General features: G+C 50.8%; 14 protein-coding genes. 5 read left to right on the top strand and 9 right to left on the bottom strand.

The genetic code is table 11. The features are described 5' to 3' along the window. Positions 1 to 11 precede the first annotated feature (11 nt). Together JUB14_RS25735 and JUB14_RS25740 are read right to left on the bottom strand one after the other, a co-directional pair. On the bottom strand, positions 12 to 2564 hold the full coding sequence (locus tag JUB14_RS25735; protein WP_207509744.1) for a heavy metal translocating P-type ATPase: 2553 nt from the start codon (positions 2562 to 2564) through the stop codon (positions 12 to 14). Between the two features lie 118 nt (positions 2565 to 2682). Beyond that, positions 2683 to 3243, bottom strand: a complete 561-nt coding sequence (locus tag JUB14_RS25740; protein WP_207509745.1) for a methyltransferase family protein — start codon at positions 3241 to 3243, stop codon at positions 2683 to 2685. Positions 3244 to 3469: 226 nt separating this feature from the next. Between JUB14_RS25740 and JUB14_RS28195 the strand changes: the two genes are divergently transcribed. The 5 genes from JUB14_RS28195 to JUB14_RS25765 all read left to right on the top strand — a co-directional run bounded on the left by JUB14_RS28195 (position 3470) and on the right by JUB14_RS25765 (position 10350). Further along, entirely contained in the window at positions 3470 to 3787 is a 318-nt protein-coding gene (locus tag JUB14_RS28195; protein ID WP_374757833.1) for a DUF6660 family protein, read from the top strand. Positions 3788 to 3890: 103 nt separating this feature from the next. Continuing rightward, positions 3891 to 8276 carry a CusA/CzcA family heavy metal efflux RND transporter gene (locus tag JUB14_RS25750; RefSeq protein WP_207509747.1) on the top strand — a complete coding sequence of 1462 codons (4386 nt, stop codon included), beginning with the start codon at positions 3891 to 3893 and terminating at the stop codon, positions 8274 to 8276. 17 nt (positions 8277 to 8293) lie between these two features. After that, positions 8294 to 9493, top strand: a complete 1200-nt coding sequence (locus JUB14_RS25755; RefSeq protein ID WP_207509748.1) for an efflux RND transporter periplasmic adaptor subunit — start codon at positions 8294 to 8296, stop codon at positions 9491 to 9493. Positions 9494 to 9502: 9 nt separating this feature from the next. Further along, positions 9503 to 9949: a Fur family transcriptional regulator gene (locus JUB14_RS25760; protein ID WP_207509749.1), complete on the top strand. Its 447-nt coding sequence runs from the start codon at positions 9503 to 9505 to the stop codon at positions 9947 to 9949. Between the two features lie 35 nt (positions 9950 to 9984). Next, positions 9985 to 10350 (top strand): DUF3703 domain-containing protein, encoded by a 366-nt coding sequence (locus JUB14_RS25765; RefSeq protein WP_207509750.1) that lies wholly within the window; start codon positions 9985 to 9987, stop codon positions 10348 to 10350. 736 nt (positions 10351 to 11086) lie between these two features. On the opposite strand, the gene JUB14_RS25770 is transcribed toward JUB14_RS25765, so the two are convergent. The 7 genes from JUB14_RS25770 to JUB14_RS25800 all read right to left on the bottom strand — a co-directional run bounded on the left by JUB14_RS25770 (position 11087) and on the right by JUB14_RS25800 (position 18945). Beyond that, complete coding sequence (locus JUB14_RS25770) at positions 11087 to 12112, bottom strand: replication initiation protein (protein ID WP_207509751.1); 1026 nt, start codon at positions 12110 to 12112, stop codon at positions 11087 to 11089. Between the two features lie 1508 nt (positions 12113 to 13620). Beyond that, on the bottom strand, positions 13621 to 14457 hold the full coding sequence (locus JUB14_RS25775) for a ParB N-terminal domain-containing protein (protein ID WP_207509752.1): 837 nt from the start codon (positions 14455 to 14457) through the stop codon (positions 13621 to 13623). Continuing rightward, on the bottom strand, positions 14438 to 15211 hold the full coding sequence (locus JUB14_RS25780; RefSeq protein ID WP_207509753.1) for a ParA family protein: 774 nt from the start codon (positions 15209 to 15211) through the stop codon (positions 14438 to 14440). Before JUB14_RS25780 ends, JUB14_RS25775 begins: the two co-directional genes overlap by 20 nt. Positions 15212 to 15459: 248 nt before the next feature. Then, the gene (traN, locus tag JUB14_RS25785; protein ID WP_207509754.1) at positions 15460 to 16434 is read right to left on the bottom strand and encodes a conjugative transposon protein TraN; all 975 of its coding nucleotides are present in this window, start codon (positions 16432 to 16434) and stop codon (positions 15460 to 15462) included. 33 nt (positions 16435 to 16467) lie between these two features. Continuing rightward, positions 16468 to 17868: a conjugative transposon protein TraM gene (traM, locus tag JUB14_RS25790; protein WP_207509755.1), complete on the bottom strand. Its 1401-nt coding sequence runs from the start codon at positions 17866 to 17868 to the stop codon at positions 16468 to 16470. A gap of 248 nt (positions 17869 to 18116) precedes the next feature. Next, complete coding sequence (gene traK / locus JUB14_RS25795; RefSeq protein WP_207509756.1) at positions 18117 to 18734, bottom strand: conjugative transposon protein TraK; 618 nt, start codon at positions 18732 to 18734, stop codon at positions 18117 to 18119. Then, positions 18718 to 18945 (bottom strand): hypothetical protein, encoded by a 228-nt coding sequence (locus tag JUB14_RS25800; RefSeq protein WP_207509757.1) that lies wholly within the window; start codon positions 18943 to 18945, stop codon positions 18718 to 18720. The genes traK and JUB14_RS25800 overlap by 17 nt, the downstream gene beginning before the upstream one ends. Positions 18946 to 18951: the final 6 nt, after the last annotated feature.

The following is an 18951-nucleotide window of genomic DNA, read 5'->3' on the forward strand; positions in this document are numbered from 1 at the left end:
CCGCTGTACGCTTATTCCTTCCTGAACGCCAGGAGTCTCAGGGCATTGAAAACAACAACTAGGGTGGATCCTTCGTGGATGAGCACAGCGATTCCTATACTGGCAAAGCCGAAAATAGTAGCCGGTATTAAAAATGCCGTTACCCCTAAGCTCATCCATAGATTCTGCTGAATAATCCTTTTGCTTTGGCGGCTTAGGCCTATGGCAAAAGGCAGGTTCGTCAGATCATCCGCCATCAGGGCAATATCCGCTGTTTCCAGCGCTACGTCAGAACCCGCTGCGCCCATAGCAATTCCTACGGTGCTATGAGCCATAGCAGGGGCATCGTTCACCCCATCGCCCACCATGGCCACCTTGCTTTCCTGTTGTTTGAGCTCTTTGATGGACGCTACTTTTTGCTCAGGAAGCAGATTGCCCCAGGCATCGGTCAGTCCAATTTCTCTGGCTACGGCATTGCCCACTTTCTGATTATCCCCCGTAAGCATGATCATTCGACGAATGCCAAGTTTCTTTAGCTTCTCAAGGGTGGCTTTCGCCTCGGGACGGGGCGTGTCCATCAGGGCAATAACCCCTATGTACTGCTCATCCTGGCGAATAATCATGGTGGTGTTTCCTTCGTCCTCGAGCCGGGCAGCCTTCTCATTCAGGTCTGCCGGCAGCGGCGCTCCTCCCAGCTCCTCGAACAGGGCCCTGTTGCCTATGTACACCGTAGTTTCATTGAGTCGGGCCTGGATTCCTTTTCCAAGTACCGCCTGCAGGTCTTCGGCCTGGGGTACTTTCCGGGCTCCAGAGTCAGGCTGCCCAAACCGTTTCAATCCATCCCTGACTACCGCTTTGGCCAGGGGATGATCGCTGAGTTGTTCTACCGCTACGGTGATCCGCAGCAATTCTTCTTCGCTTATTGATCCATAGGGAACTACATGCGTCAGCCTGGGAGTACCTTCCGTTAAAGTACCAGTCTTGTCAAATGCTATTGCCGTCAGAACACCCAGATCTTCCAGGGGGCGGCCTCCTTTAATTAATACCCCGCCTCGTGCAGCCCGGGCCACTCCGCTCAGAACAGCGCTGGGTGTAGAGATCGCCAGGGCACAGGGACTGGCCGCGACCAGTACGGCCATTGCCCGGTAAAAACTTTCGCTGAAAGGCTCATCTACCACGACCCAGGCAAACAGCAGCAGCACAACCAGGACCAGCACCGATGGAACGAAGATGCGTTCGAAACGGTCAGTAAACAGCTGCGTAGGTGACTTCTGGGTCTGGGCTTCATTTACGAGCTTGACCAGCCGGGAAAGCGTCGAATCACTGGCCTGTTTCTGTACTTTTATTTCCAGCGAGCCGTTCCCGTTGATGGATCCGGCAAACACCCAGTGCTGGGCAGGTACTTCCTGTTGCCTGGTAAAAGTGGCCTGTGGATCTTTCACCGGTTCTTTGTCAACGGGTACGCTTTCTCCCGTAATCGGGGCCTGATTAACACTACTTTTTCCGTCCACTACCACTCCGTCGGCGGGTATTTTGGTATTGGGCTTAACAACAATGACATCCCCCACCTGCAGCTGATCAATACTGACTTCGTCAAGCTGGCCACTACGTTTAAGCAGGGCCGTACGGGGGGCCAGTTCGGCCAGAGCGGCTATGGACTTTTGCGCTTTGTTCATGGCGTAGTGTTCCAGGGCGTGCCCCAGGCTGAACAGGAAAAGCAGCAGAGCCCCTTCCGCCCATTCTCCCAGGAAAGCGGCTCCCATAGCGGCTATAAGCATCAGGAAGTCTATCTCAAAGCGCTTCACGGCTATGCTCTCAATGGCTTCCTTGGCCGTATAGTAGCCCCCGAAAAAGTAAGCTCCAATATAGCACGCCAGGGAGATCCAGCTGGTGATTCCATCTATAAAAGTAAGACCCCATCCAACACCCAGCAGTGCCCCGCAAAGCAAGACAAAAATAAGCTCCGAGTTCTTGCCAAAAGGCCCCCCATGCGCATGACCATGTTCATGTTCTTCCCCTTCCTTGTGCTCATGCTCTTCCCCCTCTGTGTGCACATGCTCCTGCTTTTTAGGCGAGGAGGTGCCAGACGGTGCCGCATGCGCTGCGTGGTCTTTGCCACCTGCTCTATTCACTACCCCGGAACGGATGCCCAGGTTCTGCTCCTGGATCGCCTGGTACAAGGCTTCCTTTGAGACTAATTGACGGTCGTACTCCAGTCGTATAACACCCGAACCGGATACTTCCGCGTCCAGAACGCCACTTTTCTCTTCCAGGGCACTTTCCACCCCCCGGGCATGTCGTTGATGCCGGATGCCTTCTACTTCCAGGACCATATGGCCAAATCGTGCTGTAAGTTCTGCCCCCACTTGGCGGGCCAGGGCCTGAATCCGGGCTACCGGAATGATTTCCGGTTGGTAGTGAAAGCAGAGCAGGGATTCTTTAACACCCGGTGGAGTATTTTCTACGTGGATTTCTTCTATGCCTTCCCGGCCTTCTAACTGCTCGATAAGCCGCTGTACACAGGCGTCTTGTTCATGGGCTACCTCCGGGAGTAAGACTGGAATTTCAATTTTTAGCTTTTTCATAGGTGTCCTTAAAAAAGTACTTTGATGGGTAAGTTACCAGGCGCTACGTAGTATAGTAACCGGGTACATCAGGTTCAGTTATGGTTTTTTAACCTCTCTGAGGCTCCTGCAGGTCCGTTTATAAGAATCGGCGGACCTTTTTTTTGTAGGTTATGTAAGGCTGGCCATACTCGGCCTGTAGCCAGGGTTCTTCGGTAAAGGGGGCAATAACAAAACATAATGCCGCTATACAGCCCATCAGCAAAAACCGCTCGGAGCCACAGAGTATCATCATGCCCGTAATCAGCAAAGCATCACCCGTGTATTGGGGGTTTCTTGAAAACCGGTAAGCCCCCCTATCTATCAGCTGGCCTTTGATTCCTAATGAATTGATCGTGCCCAGGGAGTACACTCCCCATAAGGCCAGTCCCGCGCCAAGTACCAGCAGGGGAATACCTGTCCATAACCGAAGTGAGAGGGTGGCCTGACTGGTATCGAAGTAGCTAAAAAAAACAATGTTATATCCAATCCAGGCCAGCAGGGTTAGTACCCAGGCCATCCAGAATTGCCAGCTCCTTCTACCGGGTGGCGGCCATATTCTTTGGCCGGGATAGATCAACGACCAGACCAGGCAACCCAGTAGCAGCAGTTCACAGACTAACGTGACATAATAGGCCCACTCTATCCACGGTACTTCCATAGTTGTTAACATTAATTGGTATCCTATCCTGATTATAACTCTAAAAAGCACAAGTAAGGGTTGGCAGTACTTTACCTGCTTTTCTTTAACCAGCTCCCAGGTCTAGGATTGAATTCTCAAATGTAGGGCTGGCACCTGCGCAATCGGATTGCATTGTTGGCTACAAGGCGGCTTGTATACACCTATATGCAGATCATAAAGTAAAAAATTATTTACCTTTGTGAGGATGAAACAACTCTCTGTCCTTAGCGCGCTTTTTCTGCTGCTCCTATCGTGCTTTCCGTGCACCGATAGCCAGGCCGCTTCCGCCGTAAGGGATACGCTGAGAGTAGAGCTCAGTCATGACCACCAGAACCATGGCCAGGAGGCGGATCTCTGCCCTCCCTTCTGCCAGTGCAACTGCTGCGGGGGATTTGCCCTGTTCTTTCAACTGGCCACTTCGATCCCCCCCCGACTGAGGCCGATAAATACGGTTTCTGATATCTATGTCCGGACCAGCGCCGTTTCTCCTTCCTTTGCTTTCTGGCATCCGCCCAGGTTGTAGCCAAAACGCTTACTTGTTGTATACCGGTAGCCTCCCCTAAGTAGCAGGGAGGGGTGCGCCTGTATCTACACGCTTATGTTTGTTAGGCTTTAAATACTGAAAGGTGTTAGATAAAATCATTTATTTTTCCATTCATAACAAGCTTGTCATAGGTATTCTGACTCTGGCGCTTGTTATTGGGGGGAGCTATTCCCTTACGCAGCTACCCATCGATGCCGTGCCGGATATTACCAATAATCAGGTACAGGTCATCACCACGAGCCCCTCCCTGGCGACCCAGGAGGTAGAAAGGCTGATCAGCTTTCCCGTTGAGCAGACCATGGCTACCATTCCCCGCATCGAGGAGGTCCGATCTATCTCCCGTTTTGGCCTGTCAGTGGTGACCATTGTTTTTAAAGAGAACGTGGATATTTACTGGGCTCGCCAGCAGGTCAGTGAGCGGCTGGCCGAAGCCAGTAATCAGATCCCCCCGGGGGTGGGAAGTCCTCAGATGGCTCCCATTTCCACGGGACTTGGTGAGATCTACCAGTATATTGTGCATCCCAAACGGGGTTACGAAGACCGCTATTCAGCCATGGAGCTGCGCACGATCCAGGACTGGATCGTGCGGCGTCAGCTACTGGGTACACCCGGAATAGCGGAGGTGAACAGCTTCGGCGGGTTCTTGAAACAATATGAGGTCGCCGTTGATCCCGACCGCCTCCGGGCCTATAATCTGAGCATTGGTGATATTCTTACCGCGCTGGAGCGTAACAACGAGAATACCGGAGGAGCCTACATTGATAAAAAGCCGAACGCTTACTTTGTCCGCAGCGAAGGCCTCATTGAAAGTCTGGAGGAGATAGAAAAGGTAGTGGTGACCAATACCTCCAACGGGACTCCCGTTTTGATATCCGATGTGGCCCGGGTAGGTTTTGGTAGCGCCAACCGCTATGGGGCCCTTACCCGTAATGCCGGTGGGGAAGCCGTGGGTGGCATTGTCATGCTGCTAAAAGGAGATAACACCAACCAGGTGATAGCGCGCGTGAAAGACCGCCTTGACCAGGTGAGAAAGTCCCTGCCGGAAGGGGTGGAGATTGAAGCCTTTCTGGACCGCAGTGAGCTCATCGGCCGGGCCATGAGCACGGTCAGACGCAATCTGATCGAGGGGGCGCTTATTGTCATTTTTGTACTCGTGCTCTTTCTGGGAAACCTCAGGGCCGGTCTGGTAGTAGCGTCCGTCATTCCGCTGGCCATGCTCTTTGCCATTATCATGATGAACCTCTTTGGGGTGTCGGGGAATCTAATGAGCCTGGGAGCGATTGATTTCGGAATTATCGTGGATGGAGCCGTGATTATTGTGGAAGCCACCATGCACCACCTGTCCCGGCGAAGCGCAGGCAGGCTCACCCAGTCCCAGATGGATGAGGAAGTCTATGATTCGGCCCGGAAAATCCGGACATCAGCCGCCTTTGGTGAGCTGATCATCCTGATTGTATATCTACCCATACTCGTGCTGGTGGGCATCGAAGGGAAAATGTTTCGGCCCATGGCCCTGACGGTTTCCTTTGCCATTCTAGGTGCATTTCTCTTATCGCTTACCTACGTGCCAATGATGTCCGCGCTGCTGCTAAGCAAGAAACCCTCCCACAAGCAAAACATCTCAGATCGGATGATGGCCTTTTTCCAGCGGCAGTACGATCCACTGATCAAGGGAGCTCTGCGCATGAAGGCACTGGTTATTCTGCTGGCGCTGGGCCTGTTCGGGCTGAGCCTGCTGGTTTTTTCTCGTCTGGGTAGCGAGTTTATTCCCACCCTGGAAGAAGGAGATTTTGCCCTAGAAACCCGGCTGCTGACGGGCAGTTCCCTGTCAGAAACCATAGAAAAGGTATCGCTGGCCTCCCGCCTATTACAGGAGCGGTTTCCGGAGGTGGAAGAGGTCATCAGTAAGATTGGAGCCGCCGAGATTCCCACGGATCCCATGCCCATGGAATCGGCCGATGTGACCATTATCCTGAAAGATAAAAAAGACTGGACCAGCGCCAAAACCCGCGAAGAGCTGGCCAATCAGATGACCCAGGCGCTGGAAGACATACCAGGAGTCACCTTTGGCGTATCACAGCCCATCCAGCTGCGCTCCAACGAGCTGATCTCGGGTGTTCGCCAGGATGTAGGCATAAAGATCTTCGGAGAGGACCTGCAACAGCTAACCCGGCTCTCCCAGCAGATAGGCAGGATCGTAGCAGAAGTGGAAGGAGCGGAAGACCTGTACCTGGAACAGGTGTCGGGCCTGCCCCAGATCGTGGTAGACATCAACCGGGGACAGATCGCCAAGTTCGGACTGGATGTAGAAGCCGTCAACCAGGCCCTTAATGCCGCCTTTGCTGGCCAGCGTGCCGGGATGGTCTATGAGGGGGACCGGCGCTTTGAACTGGTGGTACGCCTGCCCCGGGAAGATCGGAAGGGGATAGAGGATGTCCGGCAGCTCTATATCACGTCTGCCCTGGGAGTACAGGTACCCTTAGAACAGGTAGCGGATATTCAGTATCAGCAGGGACCCAACCAGATCCAGCGCGAGGACGCCAAGCGCCGCATCATCGTGGGCTTTAATGTTCGGGGTCGGGATATTGCCAGCGTGGTAGAGCAGGTACAGCAGCGAATCGATCAGCGGGTGCAGCTGCCTGCGGGCTACTTTATCACCTACGGCGGTCAGTTTGAAAATTTGCAGGAGGCCAATCAGCGGCTTTCGGTGGCGGTTCCGGCGGCCCTGGCCCTAATCTTTCTGCTTCTCTTTCTTACGTTTGGCTCCATTCGTCACTCCCTGCTGATCTTTACGGCGATACCACTCTCAGCCATTGGGGGGATACTGGCCCTTTGGATCAGAGATATGCCATTTAGTATATCGGCGGGAGTGGGTTTTATTGCCCTCTTTGGCGTAGCCGTGCTGAACGGCATTGTACTGATTGCCGAATTCAACCGGCAACGCCTGGAAGAGGGGACTGTGGACCTACGGGAGGTAGTGCTTCGCGGTACCGCCATCCGGCTGCGGCCCGTACTGATGACAGCCACGGTAGCCTCCCTGGGCTTTCTTCCCATGGCCCTTTCTAATTCGGCGGGGGCGGAGGTCCAGAAGCCACTGGCCACAGTGGTCATCGGGGGGTTGATCACGTCCACCCTGCTCACGCTCGTAGTGCTCCCTGTCCTGTATATACTGACCGAAAAATACTATATGAAGAAATCTGAAAAGAAAGCAGCAGGGAGAATAGCCGCCTCCGGGTGGCTATTCCTGCTTGCGTTTGCCGGCATGAGTGTAGGTTCTATACCCCTGGTTCAGGCGCAATCCGCGCAGGTATATTCCCTGCCGGAAGCCGTTGCCAGAGCGGTTCGTCAGAATCCAGCCGTGGAAGCCGCCAGGCTGGACATCCAAAGGAGTGAGACGCTTCGGGGGGCCGCCTGGAATATAGAGAAGACCCAGCTCCAGTACTCGACGGGAAGGCTGGCCACGGGCGACTATGACAACGAATTTTCGGTCAGTCAGTCCATGCCGTTTCCCGCCGTGTATAGGAAGCAGGCCCAACTGGCCGAACAAGTAGCGGAGGTAAGCCGGGTGAACCTGACCCAGCGCCAGCGGGAAATAGTAAGGGAGGTGCGGCTGAATTACTTTGGCCTGATCTACGCGCTGTCCCGAACCCGGCTGCTGGTCTACCAGGATAGTCTTTACGCCCAGTTTCTGCACGCAGCTCAGGTAAAGCTCCGCACCGGAGAATCAAACCTGCTGGAAAAGGTAACGGCGGAAACGCAGCTTTCACAGGTCAGGAATGAAATATTTCAGACCGAGGCCGACTGGGTGGTCTTTCAGGAAAGGTTGCAAGCCCTGCTGGTTACGGACAGCCTGATCGCTCCCGCAGATACAGTTCTGTACCCCCTGCCCCTGCCCGCGGTAAGTGAGCAGCTTCTGGAACAGAATCCGCAGTTAAAACAGGCTCAGCAGCAGCTGAGCGTACACCAGGCCGAGACTGAGCTGGAACAGGCCCGGCTGCTCCCCGAACTGCGCCTGGGATATACGAACCGAACCCTGGCCGGGGCACACCGGGTGAATGGTTTGGACCGGGTAGAACCGCCTCATACGGTGTCTTTCGGGCTGGGGATTCCACTTTGGGCCAAGCCCCAGAAGCGGCGCGTGGAGGCGGGCCGTATTCAGATCCAGGTGGCCGAAAAGAACCTGCAAAGCATTAAAAACGAGCTGTACGCCCAGGTCCATGCGGCCCGGCAGCAGGCTTTAAAGCTTCAGAGCAGCCTGGACTTCTACACCAGTACGGCCCTGCCCCAGGCAGAGCTCATTATTGTCCAGGCCACCAAAGCCTACCGGGCCGGTGAGATCGGTTATCAGGAGTACGTGCTGAGCCTTAACCGGGCCCTGGAAATTCGTGAGAACTATCTGGAGGTATTGTACAACTATGACCGGGCTGTCATTGAGCTCTACTTCTTTACCGAAAATCAACCCCAATGAAAGCAATAGCATTACACATGAAAGCGATCAGATTCTTACTATACATGGGTAGCTTCCTGCTATTGGCCTCCTGTGGAAGCCAGCCGGAAGGGGCGGAAAGCGCCGAAAAGCAGCCTCTCGAGGCCCACCAGGAAGAAGATCCCCAGGTGGCCGAGCTGACCCGGCAGCAGTACCAGATTGCGGGGATTACACTGGGAAAACCCCAGATGCGTAGTATGAGCGACCTGCTGACCATGACGGGCAAACTGGATCTTCCCCCCCAGAACATGGCCTCCATCAGTGCTCCCCTGGGAGGCTATGTAAAAAGTACGACCTTGCTGGAAGGGATGCGGGTAAGGAAAGGACAGGTCGTGGCACGAATAGAAAACCCCGAGTTTGTCAGCTTGCAGCAGGACTATCTCGAGGCCAGGAGCCGTCTGGAATACCTCAAACTGGAATACGAAAGGCAGAAAGAGCTCGCCCAGGAGCAGGTAACCGCCGCCAAGAACTTTCAGCAGGCCCGGGCCGAATACCAGTCGTTCCAGGCCCGGGTGGAAGCCCTGGCCGAGCGGTTACGGATCATAGGGATCAGTCCCGCTACCCTACAGATTGGCAAGATCAGCCGTATATTGCCAATCTATGCCCCCATCAGCGGCTACGTGACCCACATCAGTGCCAGTGTGGGGCAGTACGTAAACCCGTCGGATGTGCTTTTCCGGATCGCTGATACGGACCACCTTCATGTGGAGCTTACGGTCTTTGAAAAGGATGTGGCCGCGCTGCGGAAGGGCCAGCGGGTACTCTATTCCCTGCCCAATGAGAAAGTGGCCAGACACCAGGCTACCGTCTATCTGATAGGGAAGGAAATCAGCCCGGAACGTACCGTACAGGTACACGCCCACATGGAAGAAGAAGACAAGGACCTGGTTCCGGGTATGTTTGTACAGGCGCAGGTGGCCCTGAGCGGAAAACAGGTCCTGGCTCTGCCCGAAACGGCTGTTGTCCAGGACAACGGCAGCTACTTTGTGTATCTTTATACGGGTGAAGAAAAGGAGGGGGAAGAGCTGATCAAAAAGTTTCGGATGCTCCCCGTGGAAAAAGGCGTGGAGGCGGGTGGCTATGTACAGGTAGGTTTACCCGAGGGGATAGAAACCACATCCGAAAACTTTGTGCTCAGTGGAGCCTACTCGCTGCTAGCCAAGATGCGCAACGCCGAGGACGAAGGCGGACATCATTAAATAAAACGTATGCTACAGAATCTGGAACAAATACTGCTGGAAAAGCAGATAAGACCCACGGCCATGCGGCTGCTGGTACTGGACTTTCTGCTGAAACAAAAAGCCGCTGTCAGTGTAAACGATGTGGAAGCTGGCTTTCTGCGTTCGGATCGTATTACCCTTTACCGAACGCTGCGTACTTTCGAAGAAAAAGGGCTGGTCCACGATATCAAGGACGGAACGGGTTCTGTCAAGTATGCTCTGTGCCCCCAGAGCTGTTCGCATCAGCAACACGCAGATCTGCACGTACACTTCCACTGCAGGCAGTGCTCAGAGACCTACTGCCTGCCCGACTCCCAGATCCCGGATATAGATCTGCCGGATTTCTTCGTGACCGAGGAAGTGAACCTGATCATAAAGGGTATCTGCGCTGCCTGCCGGATAAATACTATCAGCTTGCAGGACAAGGAGCCGTAACTTTGGATCAACTAATCATACCTAATGCTAAGACTATGAAATTCTACTGGACAATGCCCCAACCGCTCGTTCCCTACTATCAGAAGGAGCTGTCAGCCTACCGAATGTTATGGGAGAAGGGTCAGGTACTGGAAGCCTGGCGACACCTGGAGCGCGCCCATATCCTGGGGCAACCCTATCCAATCGAGCATACGCAGGTACACTGGATGATGCTCCTGTTCGGCTTTAAGACCAAAAATGGGAAAGAAATCGTGGGACAGCTGCCCCGCCTGCTGGTGGGAGGTGTCAAGTCCTGGGCCGGAGTGATACCCGTAGGAAATACGGGCGGAGCCAATGTGCCGCCCCTACGGCCCATGGCCATACCAGAGGATTTAAAGCAGATACTGGATACGAAAAGGTAGCTGCTCCGGCTATTGGGAACTCACCCTTAATCCCTATGAGGGTAGGCGGGTAGGTATGCATACTTAATCTATATCTATACCCATTCAATATGGGTATAAGACTCAGGCAATTGTATTAGTGGCGCTCGTTTAGTGGGCTCATGGAGGTGCGAAACACTTGGCCTAGCCCGAAAAATCTAAAGAACAGGGTTCTATAAGCTACACTATGTACATAAACTATTGCCATATCGTGATATTGTTATAGTTGGTGTTTCAATCCATCTGGACCTGGAAGGCACTCTGGAAAAACTATAAGGATAGGGGTGGACTTTGGTCGCTGATTGCTATATGGTTCAATCCAGCTTGACCTGTTAGGTACATTGGAAGATCATATGCTCTATACTGATTTTAATTTACACCCATATAGATAGAAATACCTTTCTGGCTTTTCTGCATCTCTTGTTGTTTCACTTCCGATAAATCCATTCTATCAGAAACAGCTCAACCTGGTATGTTATACCTGAGGCTATGGTTTTTGAGCAGGCTACAACCTAGCCTTTATCAAGTCGGACTATCTGCTAGAATTTGGAAATGTTGTTCTTACACAGAGTCGTTGATAATCTACTTATAGTGTCTGAAGTGAATAGAGGGACAAATACAGCAGCTATAAGCTGGCATCGCTTATAACTATACTATTATAAAAACATATTAATAACGATATAAAATTGATATCGTACACCAATAGGTTGTAATTATATTACTCACAACCTCCCCTACTTACCTCCTTATCCTTGGGAAAGAAACGGCGTTCAAACTCGTTGTAGGCGTAGGCGGCCGGCACAAGCTGCTTGTTGTCGATGAGGTAAAGATTGATTTGATAGGCTGTTTTATAGATTTCGTCCGAAGTAACCTGTTGAATGATCCGATTGATCTGTAGATTTGATAGCTTGAACTTGGCCAGCGTTTCGCGTACAGATATCTTCCCTACCGGTGCCGAGTCCGGAGCTTCTTTTGAATCCTGCGGATGTACTACTTCTTCAAACTGTGTAAACAGCGCCTGTTGTCCTTTCTTTGCTTCGATAGCACGGCTGGCAGAATCTTCGGGTAAAAAAAAGAACTTAATACCTACTACTGTCTTACCTTTTTTAACTGGTTCATAGGTAAAGGCCATATCTGTTTCTTTTAGCTCCCGCATGGCAGCGTTAATTACCTTAACCTTGAAGTCCTGAAAGCGGTCATACTTTTCCTGCAGGTTGAGCATTTCCCGTAACTCCCCTAAATCGATGTAGCGCTCGCCAAATGACTGGTATTGCTTCAGGAGCCAGTACAACCGGTAACTGTAAAAACTTTTCAGTTTAAACAACTGCCGGATTTCAGCCTGGGTAAAATTACCGGCTAAATTGAGCAGGTACGGCTTGAGTTTGTTGTTAAATTGGGCGGTAATAGTAGCTTCCCCTTCCTGGTACGTAGCCATTGCCATTAAAGGCAATACTACAAATTTCTTTTTCATGCCTCCATTTTTACCCTCTACCATGGATTCAATCTGGATGACCTTTTTACTGAGGCTGATACAGGCTTCCTTGATGATGGTATAGGTCTTGCCACCGGTCGAATGATCCATAAAATCGCTGATATGGATGCTACACTCCTTGAAATCCGTATCCGTTTTACTAATGCGACTCAGCATCGTAATGAATAAACGCATCTCATAGGTAGACATATCAAAGCGTGCATTGACGAGATGATTGTGCTGGGTAGCCTTCCGATTGACGATTTTGGTCATATCCTGTTTTTTTCAACAATATAGCGACAAAATAAAAATCTTTCGCTATATACACTTAATTCTTTCAAGTGGACTTTTGTCGCTGTCTAATGGACCTTAGTCGTGGTATAGTGGACGGCAGTCGTTATTAGCACTGGACTTTAGTCACTGAAGAGTGGACTTCTGTCGTTGTGAAGTGGACAATTGTCGTTATGAAAGTGGACTTTTATCGTCTATTCGTACTAGTACAGATTGATTAACAGGGAGTTACGGCATCCTAAATATGTAATAAATAATAAATAGAAAAAAGAAGATAATTAAAAGGGCTTTTTCTTTTTGTTTTTTCAAGGTGATCTCGCTCACTTCCCTTTTGATTCCCCCCCCTACTCGACTACTAGTTTTAAGCGTGACAAAGCAGGGACCAGCGGCTTCTACTAAAAAAGAGATTTCCGGTCGGTGGACTTTTGTCGCTTTATCCGTATCCCCTTTACTACCCGTCTGTTGGAGGTTACTGGTCCCTTTCTACTGGCTCGTAGGATAATTGAGAGCCAGAAGCATCTTTTTTGTCAGTATCAGGGTCTAGTGGTAGAAACATCGTGCATCAGGCCACGCGTACCCTTTTTTAAGAAGAAATACGGTAGATAACTGTTGTATGACGACAAAAGGCCACTGTATTATTAATACTTATCAACTCTGCTACTGTCTGAAATCCTATAAAGCGACTAAAGTCCACCCAGGTCTATCTCAGTATTTGTTGCCAGTTTAGCCGGGTTAACAACGACAAAAGTCCACTCAGCGCAGTGGACTTTTGTCGTTGTTTCGCAATCCAATCTGCTTACCCTTTACAGGCTCATGGCTAGATCTTTAATTTTCCATTCTACATGAATCGGTAATAGTAGCGGGGGCTTCCCTTATACCTGACTAGCTTATAAAATAGACGGATTTTTACCCTATTTCATTACCTGCTACCCCCTGCAGTAGCCAATCAGAACGGTGGGGGTATGTATCTTACAACGACTAAAGTCCACTATTCCTTAAAAAAGAAAAACGGCTTGCTGCGGTAAAGGGGTACAAACAGCGACAAAAGTCCACCGCTCTCAGTGGACTTTTGTCGCTGTTTAAAATTCCATTTTTGGCTTTTTGTTGCCTATTCATCATTCTTTTCACTACTGAGCTTTATTTTGACAGCGTGTAATGGCCCAAGCTTCCGGTACTTCAATCAAACGTACAGCAGGAAACAAAAGATAGGAATCAAAATTCAATCCACCCCTACCCTATTCTACGGAAAGAAGGCAAAATGTAGACCATACCCTGTTTAGCGACTAAAGTCCACTAGTTACTGAACCTGAAATGGCCCAAATTCAACGTGTGTCCAGGATACGGGACAAAGTACACTCCACTCTACTGCTGACTGCAAGTTTGTCCCAAACAGCGCAACAACGACAAAAGTCCACTAACTACATCTAGTGGACTTTTGTCGTTGCAAGCACAAAATCGGTTCCTCTAACCTCGTGGAGCGGGGTATAGTCTCAAAGTAGTTTTCTGAGCCGTTCTATTCCCTTTTCCAACTCACGGAGCTTTTGCTTGTCTTTGGACTTAACAATATCCGCTAGTATTCCCTTTAACTGGCTGACCAACTCTTTGAGCTGAGAGCCTTCTGACGATTTTCGATCCTGGCCTAGGGTATCCAGTAGCTGATAGATGTCTTCCAGACTACCTACTTCATCTTCTTCCAGATCGGCTAGTTTCTGAAGCTTTCCCTTAGGGACTTTTACTTCACCCGTAAGAATCTGGCGTTTTAACACCGGATTCTTATTCCCAATTTTTTCCAGACCCTGGTATAGAAGTTTATCGCGTAAAATGGTTCTTTCGTTTACTTTATATTCTTCGGCAACAAGCTCGACCGTCTTGGCATTAGTACCCTCGGCCTCCCGCTTTCCTCCCCAACCACTTTTTTTCTGGTGGTAGAGCAGGCCCCGAAAGTAAGAAAGTTCCAGATCCGTAAGGTTGCGGCGGCCCAGCTGGTTCTGAATCATCCACTTTTTTACTTCCTCCATTCCCCTAAAATTCTTCCTGATCTTTTTATAGGGAAGGTTGTGCTTTTGGGCAATATTGAATCGGTTATGACCATCAACCAGAATTTCCCTTTCCCCGTGAATCCACACCAGCAGAGGCTCACGGATGCCTTCCTCCAAGATGTTTTCTTCCAGTTGTTCAAGCGCCTCTTTGGAGAGCGGAGTAATAAAGTTTTCCAGTTCAGGAAGGACTTCAATGGGTTTATGGGCCTGCGTGAATTCTCCTACGGTGGTCAGGATATCTTTATTATCCTTCGTGGGTATTTTAATATCAAATGATTTCTTTGCCATGGAGAGAGATAAGTTCTTTTGCCAGACTAATATATTCCTTTGCACTAGGCGAATCCGCATCGTGAGACAACACATCCGTATTTTGACCAGCCGCCTCGACCACAGCAATGCGATCGTGTATTTCTGTTTTCAATACTAATTTTCCGTAACTATCCCTGACCACCTTATTGATCTCCTTTTTGATAACTCGATTACTCATCTTATTGATCAGCAACCTATATCCCTGGAGCTCCCGATTCAATCGTTTCTGGACCCCTTCGATGGTGCTGATTACGTTGGATAGGTTGTTGATGGAAAACTTCTCCGCATCCACTACGATTATGATTTCATCGCTGGCTGTAAGGGCATTGACCGAAAGAATGCCCAGCGAGGGCGGACAGTCAATGAGAATAAAGTCGTAGAAGCCTTCTACGCTCTCGATGATTCCCCTTACCTTGAACTGGCCATCCGGCTTTCCAACCAGGCTGTACACCGCCGTCTCCAGCTCCAGGCTGCTTGGGATCAGGTTAAACTTGTCTTCAATCCTGATCAGGGGCAGATCTTGCGGATTATCCGAGTCCAAGTAAGTAAGTATAGATTTTTCTAACTCCTCATATCCTAACGATTGAGTTAGATTTCCTTGCGGATCCAGATCAATCAGGAGCACATTGTAGCCTAGCAGATGCAGCGCTTTTCCCAGATTAAGGGTGGTGGTGGTTTTACCCACTCCTCCTTTGTGGTTAAAAAAAGAGATTACTTTCGAATAGTTGGCCATAGTGGAATTAGTCAAGTCGACAATTTGTCGACTTGGTAAAGTACTAGAAAAAACTTCAGTTAAAAAAGAATTGAAACAGGTATTCGTAAGTCAAGTCGACAATTTGTCGACTTGACTATGTATGGTCAAATTATGGAGTTAAAAGAGCCACCAATAAGAAGCCCCGATTGCTGACAGGCAACCGGGGCAGGTGATGACAAACCTCTTACTATCTGTTATCTTTCCAAAGGTACTATATCAATAGGGTTTTACAGCGGTTTACTTTTTAATAAGGTATCGTTGGTAAGTTGTAAGGAAATATGACGCCCTCCTCCCCTTTCGTAGATCTCCAGATCCAGCACTTTCCCTTCTACCAGGGTCTGAAAGGGGATAGCAATTACTTTTACTACCTTTTGCTCCCCATTCAGATGGGTAAGGGTGGTGGGATAGTGTAGGATAGTTGGAATTTCCTCCTTTTGGACTGCCATACGGCGGAGGTGGATTCTGTCCCGGACAAACAGTTTAATAAAATCGATCTGGTAAGGTAGGTAGCTCCGGTTGTGCATCTCCAGCTTGAGGTACATTACCTTATTTTGATTCAGGTATATACCTTTGACCGCCACCTGTAGATCTCCTTTTTTCGTACGGATGTTTTTGATGAAGTCTTTTTTGCCTACTACTTCCCGGGAGGCTGCTTCTATGTCTTTTTCCACGTAGCTACCTTCCGGCAAGACGTAGGGAGATGCAGGGAGGGCCTGAGATCCGATACCGAGTGAATGGGCCACCCGCTCGTCCGAGTTCCTGTTGTTGGATAGGGTCAATGCAAACACCTCCGGGTTTTCGTTGTACCGGACCAGAAAGCTGTACAGGCCGCCATCTTCGGTAAACACGGTCATGTTTGTTTCTTCCAGGAATCCCTTGATGTCGGCTTTTACCCTGAGCACGTTCAGGAGCTTGTCAGGTACCGTGGCGATAATCACCCCGCTGCCCGCATCAAAATCCTTAATCTTGGTCGGAAAAACAATGTGGGTTGTTTTGGAAAAGGAGAGTTCCAGAGGGTAGCTTCCCTGTACCGACGCCCGGGCGATGGGAAGCAGAAAAGGATGGGGTTTGATCACCAGGGGCCGGTGATAGGGAGCCATCCGGGCCGCACTATTTGGGACCAGGGTATCGGTATTGACAAGCTGGGCACTACCCTGGCCCAGGGTTACCAGCATGCAACCTAGTATAAGTACAAATTTCATGGGTTGGAGGTTGATCAGATTGTGTACGTCATTTTACTCTTGCACTTCTTCCCTGTAGTCAGGAAACGAGCTTCCCGATGCAGAACGAAGCAGCACCTGGTGGTTAGGCCGGATCTGGGCTTTGGGCTGCTGCGCTTTCCGGTTGATGAGGTTCTTTCCGGCATTTAACGCTACATTAAGGCCCTGGCTAGCCAGCTGCCCTCCTACCTGCTGCCCGACGGATCCTCCCATGATGTATCCCGGACTGGCCAACTGTGAACTTCCCTGCGTCAGGGTAGCCAGTGTTTGCTGCTTCACTTTCATGTCCGGGACGTAGAGCCCTTTCCGGCCGTCCAGATCATAGGCCGCCAGTTGTACTGGGTATATATAGTTGTCCAGCCGGATGGAAGTGACTGTAATGTCTATACGGTCTCCGCTCAGGTGGGTTTGCCCATATACCAGCGTATGGGCCGGTAGAACCAGCGGCTCCCCTCCTACCGAAATCAGGGTTTCTTCCTGCATACGCAGGGCAATGGATGTACCATTGGTAACGGTAATGCCCTCCCCATCTCCGTGTACTACGGCCCGGATGGAGTGGCCGGTTTTTGAGGGGCGGGAGCTTTTTTCTCTCCGTCCGTTCAAGCCGTAAAAGGCGTTACTGCTTTCCTGACTAGAAGTTCCTATTACCCGTTGATACGGATGTATCTCGTAAATGTCGGATCCAGAGCCAGAGGAGGCACGGGACCTGGTTAGCACTGGCGCCCTCTCCTGCTGCGGTCCAGCAAGTGGCTGCTGCTGTTGTACCTGGCGGTCCAGCAGGGCCAGTAACTTTTCATTGGCCCGTAGCCGCTGTTCTTCTTCCCGTTCAGCCCGGTTCCGTTCTGCCTTTTCTTCGGGAGTAACACCCGGCTGCTGGTACAATCCCTGAATGGTGGTGTGTACCTGTCGGTTCAGGTGATGCTGTTGCCTGGCCTGCTGTTGGCGTATCTGGTTTTTCCTTTGCTGACTGCTCACTTGCATAGCTTTGTAGGTCGACGGTGTAGCGGGTTGGTTGGTAACTCCCATTTCCTGGGCTAACTGTTCGGTAGCCCGCAGAGAATTGGCTTCGATTCCCACGGCGCTGGCCGGGTCCCCACTTAGCATACGGGAATTTATGTTTGAATTTTCATCTAGAGATAGTCCTACTCCGTTGACCGCTGTAAGCGACTGTCCACTCAGCGTGGAAGAATACTTTTTATCTTTTTCCAGCTCTTTGACTTTCGCGTCCGGAACTGTCAGTACCACGTCTGTTCCGGCATTGGCACGGGGGCCTTTGTTGCCAATCCATCCCTGGCGGCTGCCCACAAAACCAACGCATACCAGTATGGGTAACGGAAGCAGCAGGCGAAACAGGTGCCTGGCCGGCAGAGACAGCTGACGGGCCTTGTCGGCCTTTAATTCACTATATTCTGACATAAAGAGGCTACAATTTTAAAGTGAGAAGTTGGTATGTGAAATAGCAGAAGGCAGCCAGCCAGAGCAGCACTACCAGCAGGCCGGTCGTGCGGGTTCCTGCCCGATGCTGACATCTGTTCAAGACCTCTCCTAGCCGGAGGGCTCTCTGATGCCCTTTCTCCCGAAGGGCTGCCCCTAAAGCATATCCCTGGTTGGGATGTCCAGAATAAAGCCGTTTTGCCGTGGTTGTGAGTGCTCGTTTTTTCATGCTAAGGAATGACTTCTTCGTAAGCCTCGCTGCGCTCGGTGATTCGGAAGTTGCGCAGCAGGAACCCCTGTGGGTTCACTTCTGACCGCGTAACGTCCACCAGGGTGGCCTCGGAGGCCAGATGTCGGGTACTTTTGTTGGTAGCCCGCTCCTGCGTAATGGTAAATATGGTACGAACCCGGTACGGGTATTTTTTCATGTCTACTTCCACCTTTTCAACCAGTACCTTCTGATTGGTATTGGTCTGGATCAACTTCTGGTAAAAGTTATCCTCCTTCAACCGCTCAAACGTTACTTTCACGGACTCATCGGCCATAAAGGAAGCCTTTATAAAGTTGGCTTCAATGGACCGGGCGTCGGGCGGATTGGTAAAGAAAAGTTCGTGAAACCGGGTTATGTGAAACCGGGCTTCGGCGGGACGATTTTCTAGCACATTGGCACTAAACGCCTCCAGGGCTACGCCCCGGTTGACCACGTAAATCCGTCGGGAAGCGTCGTCGGCGTACCGGAAGGCAAGTACTACGGACACAATGCACAGCAACAGGCATCCGGCCACCACTGTAAGTACCAGTTGCCGGGCCCGCCGGTGTCCTTTTTCTAACTCAATTAGCTCTTTCATCAGGGTGTTGTATGGGGTTCTGTTTTACATTTTCCTCATAGACCTGCAGGGTGACTCCCTGGTGGTGGACGTAGGTCTGACGGGTGGCTTGCCGGTAGTGACGGTAGGACCACAGCAGACAGCAGACCGTAAGTGTGATGACTAGGGTACACAGGATCAGGGCTTCCAGCTGTATCCGCAGATAGCTTTCGTAAATGGAATTTCTTCTCATGGGTCG

Source organism: Telluribacter humicola, assembly GCF_017355935.1.
Classification (GTDB): domain Bacteria; phylum Bacteroidota; class Bacteroidia; order Cytophagales; family Spirosomataceae; genus Telluribacter; species Telluribacter humicola.

Excerpts from the sequence above, each read along its gene's own strand:
- JUB14_RS25735 (WP_207509744.1), bottom strand. The coding sequence starts at position 2,564 with ATGAAAAAGCTAAAAATTGAAATTCCAGTCTTACTCCCGGAGGTAGCC.
- JUB14_RS25740 (WP_207509745.1), bottom strand. The coding sequence starts at position 3,243 with ATGGAAGTACCGTGGATAGAGTGGGCCTATTATGTCACGTTAGTCTGT.
- JUB14_RS28195 (WP_374757833.1), top strand. The coding sequence starts at position 3,470 with ATGAAACAACTCTCTGTCCTTAGCGCGCTTTTTCTGCTGCTCCTATCG.
- JUB14_RS25755 (WP_207509748.1), top strand. The coding sequence starts at position 8,294 with ATGAAAGCGATCAGATTCTTACTATACATGGGTAGCTTCCTGCTATTG.
- JUB14_RS25760 (WP_207509749.1), top strand. The coding sequence starts at position 9,503 with ATGCTACAGAATCTGGAACAAATACTGCTGGAAAAGCAGATAAGACCC.
- JUB14_RS25765 (WP_207509750.1), top strand. The coding sequence starts at position 9,985 with ATGAAATTCTACTGGACAATGCCCCAACCGCTCGTTCCCTACTATCAG.
- JUB14_RS25770 (WP_207509751.1), bottom strand. The coding sequence starts at position 12,112 with ATGACCAAAATCGTCAATCGGAAGGCTACCCAGCACAATCATCTCGTC.
- JUB14_RS25775 (WP_207509752.1), bottom strand. The coding sequence starts at position 14,457 with ATGGCAAAGAAATCATTTGATATTAAAATACCCACGAAGGATAATAAA.
- JUB14_RS25780 (WP_207509753.1), bottom strand. The coding sequence starts at position 15,211 with ATGGCCAACTATTCGAAAGTAATCTCTTTTTTTAACCACAAAGGAGGA.
- traN (WP_207509754.1), bottom strand. The coding sequence starts at position 16,434 with ATGAAATTTGTACTTATACTAGGTTGCATGCTGGTAACCCTGGGCCAG.
- traM (WP_207509755.1), bottom strand. The coding sequence starts at position 17,868 with ATGTCAGAATATAGTGAATTAAAGGCCGACAAGGCCCGTCAGCTGTCT.
- traK (WP_207509756.1), bottom strand. The coding sequence starts at position 18,734 with ATGAAAGAGCTAATTGAGTTAGAAAAAGGACACCGGCGGGCCCGGCAA.
- JUB14_RS25800 (WP_207509757.1), bottom strand. The coding sequence starts at position 18,945 with ATGAGAAGAAATTCCATTTACGAAAGCTATCTGCGGATACAGCTGGAA.